The organism is Bacillus sp. JJ1503 (assembly GCF_036965125.1).
Taxonomy (GTDB): domain Bacteria; phylum Bacillota; class Bacilli; order Bacillales; family Cytobacillaceae; genus Cytobacillus.
In genome coordinates, this window is the sequence record NZ_JBALOZ010000452.1 from 1 (window position 1) to 6,117 (window position 6,117).

9 protein-coding genes are annotated in these 6,117 nt (G+C 37.3%); 5 read left to right on the forward strand and 4 right to left on the reverse strand.

What is annotated here, in order from left to right; genetic code table 11:
* Positions 1-46 precede the first annotated feature (46 nt).
* The 3 genes from V7149_RS24940 to V7149_RS24950 form a co-directional block, all read right to left on the reverse strand.
* Positions 47-1,171 (reverse strand): amidohydrolase, encoded by a 1,125-nt coding sequence (locus V7149_RS24940; RefSeq protein WP_335348258.1) that lies wholly within the window; start codon positions 1,169-1,171, stop codon positions 47-49.
* A 105-nt stretch (positions 1,172-1,276) separates the two neighbouring features.
* On the reverse strand, positions 1,277-1,867 hold the full coding sequence (locus V7149_RS24945) for a DedA family protein (protein ID WP_335348259.1): 591 nt from the start codon (positions 1,865-1,867) through the stop codon (positions 1,277-1,279).
* Positions 1,868-1,901: 34 nt separating this feature from the next.
* Entirely contained in the window at positions 1,902-2,681 is a 780-nt protein-coding gene (locus V7149_RS24950; protein WP_335348260.1) for an undecaprenyl-diphosphate phosphatase, read from the reverse strand.
* 257 nt (positions 2,682-2,938) lie between these two features.
* Here V7149_RS24950 and V7149_RS24955 point away from each other — a divergent pair, with 257 nt between their 5' ends.
* The 5 genes from V7149_RS24955 to V7149_RS24975 all read left to right on the forward strand — a co-directional run bounded on the left by V7149_RS24955 (position 2,939) and on the right by V7149_RS24975 (position 5,263).
* Positions 2,939-3,262, forward strand: coding sequence for a DUF4870 domain-containing protein (locus tag V7149_RS24955; protein WP_335348261.1), 324 nt, complete (start codon positions 2,939-2,941; stop codon positions 3,260-3,262).
* A gap of 122 nt (positions 3,263-3,384) precedes the next feature.
* Complete coding sequence (locus V7149_RS24960; RefSeq protein ID WP_335348262.1) at positions 3,385-3,585, forward strand: PLD nuclease N-terminal domain-containing protein; 201 nt, start codon at positions 3,385-3,387, stop codon at positions 3,583-3,585.
* Positions 3,585-4,490 (forward strand): ABC transporter ATP-binding protein, encoded by a 906-nt coding sequence (locus V7149_RS24965; RefSeq protein ID WP_335348263.1) that lies wholly within the window; start codon positions 3,585-3,587, stop codon positions 4,488-4,490. Before V7149_RS24960 ends, V7149_RS24965 begins: the two co-directional genes overlap by 1 nt.
* A complete protein-coding gene (locus tag V7149_RS24970) occupies positions 4,487-4,642 on the forward strand; it encodes a hypothetical protein (RefSeq protein WP_335348264.1) in 156 nt (51 codons plus the stop codon). The genes V7149_RS24965 and V7149_RS24970 overlap by 4 nt, the downstream gene beginning before the upstream one ends.
* Positions 4,643-4,690: 48 nt before the next feature.
* Positions 4,691-5,263, forward strand: a complete 573-nt coding sequence (locus V7149_RS24975; RefSeq protein WP_335348265.1) for an ABC transporter permease — start codon at positions 4,691-4,693, stop codon at positions 5,261-5,263.
* A 22-nt stretch (positions 5,264-5,285) separates the two neighbouring features.
* On the opposite strand, the gene V7149_RS24980 is transcribed toward V7149_RS24975, so the two are convergent.
* Positions 5,286-5,849 carry a YdcF family protein gene (locus tag V7149_RS24980; RefSeq protein ID WP_335348266.1) on the reverse strand — a complete coding sequence of 188 codons (564 nt, stop codon included), beginning with the start codon at positions 5,847-5,849 and terminating at the stop codon, positions 5,286-5,288.
* Positions 5,850-6,117: the final 268 nt, after the last annotated feature.

The window sequence follows — 6,117 nt, forward strand, 5'->3', positions numbered from 1 at the left end:
AATCAGTGGGGGATGAAAGAAAATCCCCACTGATTGAAGTTTCACTTTACGACTCAGTATATTCGAAAACACCGTTTATCATCGTCCATTTTGGTTTTGCAAGAAAATGAAAGGGGTGATGACTCCAAAGGACTAAATCGGCATCCTTCCCGGGTTCAATACTGCCTAGCTGCTTGTCAACTCGGAGATTTTTTGCTGGAAGAATGGTTATTCCTTCTAAAGCCTTTTGTTCTGATAAACCTTCACGAACAGCGATAGCAGCGCATAAGTTCAAATATTGAATAGGTGTATAAGGGTGGTCTGTTGTGATGGATACTTCTACACCATGGTTTGTAAGTTCCTGATATGTTTTCCACGTTTTATTCTTAAGCTCCACCTTCGAACGTCTTGTTAAAGTTGGACCAACTGATACTTTTAAATGAAGGTCAGCTAATTCCTCTGCAATGAGATGTCCTTCTGTACAATGCTCAATCCTTAAATCAAGATTAAATTCCTCAGCAAATCGAACAGCGGAAATAATATCGTCTGCACGATGAGCATGAACCCGAACAGGGATTTCCCGATTAAGAGCTTGAATAATGGGAGCAGTCCGCAATGATTCAGGCTGATCAGTACTTGCAGCCTCATAGAATACTTCCCGAAGCTTTCCCATAATTCCCATTCTAGTGATCGAATCTTTATTTCCTTGGCTGTGAATTTGTTTCGGATTTTCGCCAAGAGCGATTTTCAATCCTGCGGTTTCCTGAACAAGCATTTTCTTAATATTCTTACCGGCTGTTTTAATAACAGAAGTTGTTCCGCCAATTACATTTGCGCTGCCTGGCATAATATGAGCGGTTGTAATCCCATATTTTACTGCATCGGAAAATGCAGGATCAAGCGGGTATACTCCATCCATCGCCCTAACATGAGGAGACAAGAGCTCAGCCGTTTCATTGGCATCATTTCCTGCCCAGCCTGTCCCTTCATCATACAGGCCAAGATGTGTATGAACATCAATAAATCCTGGGAATAAATAATGGTTATGACATTCGATGACATAAACATCTGGACCTGTAACATCTATTTTTCCTATTCCGGCAATTTTCCCGTTTTCAACTAAAACATCGCCATAAAAAGCAGATGCTGTGACCGGGTAAACATTGGCGTTTTTCAATAATATTTTTGTCATGATATTCCTTTCTGGCATCAATCTTTTTCTATTTATTTTAACAACTATGATCATAATAAGGAACATTATTTAATATAAAAAACCGCACGGAGCGGTGAAGGAAGATTATTTCTTTTCTTGGCGTTTTTTATAAAAGAAGTAAATTCCGATCGATACAAAAGCTAGAATGATAATAGGCATCAGAAATGGCTTTGCATAGTCTTTAATATCTCTCCAATGGTCTCCTAGCTCCATTCCTAATAATAAAAATAAAACGGTCCAAGGAATCATGGCTGCTACAGTATATAAGGTGAAGATTGATAAAGGCATTTTGGAAATGCCAGCAGGTATGGAAATCGCATGGCGAATAACTGGGACAAATCGCGCTGTAAAAATGACTCCTGTTCCATACTTTTTAAACCATTCCTCTGAAGCATCTAAATGAGACTTTTTGATTAACAGAAATTTACCATATTTATCAAGCACGGGCCTTCCGCCATAAACTCCAAGCCAATATAGAAAAAGCTGCGCAAATGTTCCCCCAATAACACCGGCGATAAGAGCACCCCAGAAATGAATTTTTCCAGTGCTTATTAAATAACCCCCATAGCTCAATACAATTTCACTTGGTATTACTTCAACCATAAGGCCAAGAGCAATTCCAAAATAATCAAGCTGTGATAAAATGTCAAAAACAGAAAGAATGAACTCTTTCAATTTAAAAACTCCTTTATGACTTCAAATCGGACCATTAGAATATCCCAGTCATTTGAAGGATGATGATGGAGATGCCAAGAACCCAAACATAAACCGCAAAGATTTTGAGTGATTTTCTTTTTAGAAAATTAATCATCCAGACAACTGCCATATACCCAAAAATCGCAGAAGACAGGGTGGCGACAAATAAACTTCCAAAGGAAATGGATTCTGTACGGCCTGAAAGCATCTCCCCAAATTGAAGAACAATCCCACCTGCTATCGCTGGTATAGACAATAAAAATGAGAAATAGGCAGCTGTCTCTCTATCCAGTTTTCTAAATAACCCTGCTGCGATCGTGAGGCCGGACCTTGAAACAGCGGGGAAGATGGCCGCTGCTTGAAATGTGCCGATAAATAAAGCATCTCCATAGGAAATACTCTCCATTTTCTTTGCACCATTACGAATTCGATCAGCAAACCAAAGAATGATCCCAGTGACTAAGAATTCCCAGCCAATCGTAACTCCAGTCTTTGAGATGGAGTCAAATAAATCACTAAATAAAAAGCCAATGATTACTGCAGGAATCGTTCCAATGACTAGCAGCATCGAAAGCTTGCCAAAAGGATTTTTTATAATTTGAAGAAGTTCGTTTTTATATACAACAAGCACAGCAAGCAATGTCCCGACATGCAGCATCGTATCTAGAAAAAGTCCTGCCTCATCCAAACCAAATAAGTGCCTCCCTAAATACAAATGCCCTGTACTTGATATAGGAAGAAATTCGGTAAAACCCTGAATTATTCCTAGTATAAAGGCCTCAATCTTTGACATCAAATGGCATCACCCTTTAAACAATCTTACAACCTATTGAATAAAATTCTTTTGCCATTAGGCAATAGGGGTTGTCATTACAAATTGTATTCATCTTGTCCTAAACAAGAACTGAAAATGAAATCTAGTGGTCAGGTAAATAAAAATGTGTGAAATAATGTGAAACATTTTTGCTTCTAAGGCGTAAATAGTAACGTAAGAGGAATTATAGTTATTGTTCTAGACTTCTTCAAAAATTTGAAATGGGGGATTAAATCATGCCATCACAGGATGAAAAATTACTAGCGACAGCCATTTATGTAACAAGTTTTTTTACAACCATCGTTGGGCCGCTTATCATTTGGTTATTAAAGAAAAACGAATCATCATTTATTGATAATCATGGGAAAGAATATTTTAACTTTGTCATTTCCTATGGTGTTTACGCCTTGATCAGTTCAATCTTAATGATTGTTCTAATCGGTTTCATCACAATTTGGATTGTAGGTGTACTTGGATTTATTTTTACGATTGTTGCGGCAGTAAAAGCTTACGAAGGAAAGGAATACCAAATTCCGTTAGTATTTAGAATAATTCGATAAAAAACTTTAAGTCTAGGGGATTATAAATCTCTTAGATTTTTTTTATTTTTTTTGAACGATTTCTGAACTTAGACGTCTTATAGCTGGAAACCAAATAATGACTCACTTAGGAGGAATGAAAAATGGAATTATTACAAGGTATTAATTGGGCAATTATTGCTCCCATTATTGTTATACAGCTTATTCTATTGGTGATTGCTGTGATTGATTTAGTCCGGATTGAAAAAACAAACGGGCCGAAATGGATGTGGGCCATTATCATCTTGTTTGGAAATCTCATCGGCTCCATTCTCTATTTTGTTGTTGGAAGGAGAAATCATTAATGTCTGATGTTGTCACTGTCAAAGGACTAAAAAAAGCCTTTAAAGACCTTGAAGTCATTAAAGGATTGGATTTTACGTTAACAAAAGGAAAATGTATAGCTTTACTCGGAGCAAATGGTGCCGGAAAAACGACCACCTTGCAAATGCTTTCGGGCTTAATGATGCCGAACTCAGGCAGTATCGTATTTGATGGGCTTGAAAAAGGGGCGGATTTTCGAAAATGGATTGGGTATCTTCCTCAGCATCCTGTTTTCTATGAATGGATGACGGGCAGGGAGTTTCTGGAATATGCAGGGAGATTAGCTGGATTACAGAAAAGTGAATCAAAAAAACGGACAGATGAGCTTCTTGAAATGGTCGGTATTGCTGAAGCAAAGAACCGCCGGGTTGGCAAGTATTCTGGAGGAATGAAGCAGAGGTTAGGGATTGCACAGGCCATCATTCACAAGCCTAAGTTAGTTATGCTCGATGAACCAGTATCTGCTCTTGACCCGTTTGGCCGCAGAGAAGTGCTTGAGCTGCTTGAAAAGCTGAAAAAGGAAACGACCATTCTTTTTTCCACACATATTTTAAATGATGCAGAAGAGGTTTGTGATGAAATTCTGTTTCTGCATAATGGGGAAATAATAGAATCGGGAACGATGGAAGAGCTTCGTGATAAACATCAGCAGGCTAAGATTGAGCTGGTATTCCGAGGGAAGGCCGATGAATATGCACAGAATTTTTCCAGCTTAGCATTATCTGTTTCAGTAGACGGGAACATAATCAGTATTGTATCTGATGATGTCGAAAGGACAAAAAGGGCTGTTCTTAAAGAGATAGTCGAAAATAACTTACCCTTGCTTAAGTTTGAGATTAGCAGAACAAGCCTAGAGGATGTATTTATGAAGGTGGTGCAAAAATGAACCAATGGGTGACTCTTTTTAATAAAGAAATGGTTGAATTGTCGAGAAATTTCAAATGGATTTGGGTTCCAATTGTATTTATTTTACTCGCAGTTAAGGAACCATTAACAGTGTATTTCATGCCTCAGATCCTTGATGCCGTTGGAGGATAGCCTGAAGGGGCTGTCATTCAGCTCCCAGTTCCATCTGCATCAGAGGTTATGGTTTCAATACTTAGTCAATTTAATACTCTAGGTGTTTTAGTCATTGTTTTAACTTCAATGGGCATGATCGCTGGAGAGAGGAAGAGCGGTGTAGCAGGTCTAATTTTGGTAAAACCAGTTTCCTATACATCTTTTATAACGGCAAAATGGGCGGGTGCCATGCTTTTATTATGGGTTTCTTTTTTTGCAGGGTATCTTGCATCATGGTATTATGTCGTCATTTTGTTTGAAGCAGTTCCTTTTGCTGATTTTATGCAGTCTTTCTTTTTAAATGGAATCTGGCTGTCCTTTGTATTAACGCTTACTGTTCTTTTTAATTCAATCTTAAAATCCCCTGGGGCTGTTGGTTTTGTCTCACTTATAGTTATTATTTTATTGAGTATTTTTAATACTATATTTGCAAATTGGTTAGATTGGAGTCCTGTTCAGCTTCCGGCCTATACAAGTCAATTACTGTTTTACGGGGGAGCTCCTAAAGAGACATTCCCATCTTTAATCCTTTCAATTGTTGCTATTATTTTAATGCTCGCAGGAAGCATTCGTATATTTCGAAAAAAAGAACTTGCTTAAGAACCCAAGGTTTTGGGTTCTTTTATTTACCTACTATAGTCATTTTTATGATTGCTGCATATTCCCTAATAAAAAGTGTTGTTTTTACGATTGCTGGTGTTTCTGCAGCTAAAGGATAACCTTTTATTTCTACCTTTTCGGCTAGTTTAAGAGAACGATATAGGTGAAAGTCATTGCTGACAATAACTGCCTCATCAATATCATATAGGTCTTTCGTATACTTTAAGTTTTCATATGTAGATGTTGAAAGCTCTTCTTTAAGAATCCGGTCTTCGCTAATGCCCTGTTCAATAAAAAAACGCCTAAGTGCTTCTGCTTCAGTAATATTTTCTCCATTTCCTTGCCCTCCAGTTACAATTACATTCGTTTCGGGATTCTCCTTTAAATACTCTAATGCCTTTTTGGCACGGAAAAGTAAACTGAGAGACATTTCTTCTCCATTCACTTTAGCTCCAAGAACAATTAAGTATGGAACACTGTGGGGTGGAGTTTTTTTTGCAGTTTCCATCATTGATTGATGTATACCTATAATTATTATTAAAAGCAGGATGATGGCGGCACTAATTAAAATTAATATTTTTTTCATTTTTTTCCTCCAAAGAACTCATGATTGCCAGAGGTATTTAATAGATATAGAAAGAGACTCTATTAATTTAGCATATAAACACAATACTGGGAATAAATTTCCTACTGGATATGTTGGGAGATTTGGTTATGAATATTCAAGAATATTATAAGAAATCAGCTATGATATCATTAAATGCCAGCCTTGCCTCATTAGTGCCTCCTATTTTGTTGATCCTTTATGTAATCATTATTGAACCAAACAAGAATATAGTTCTAGTGATTATTCC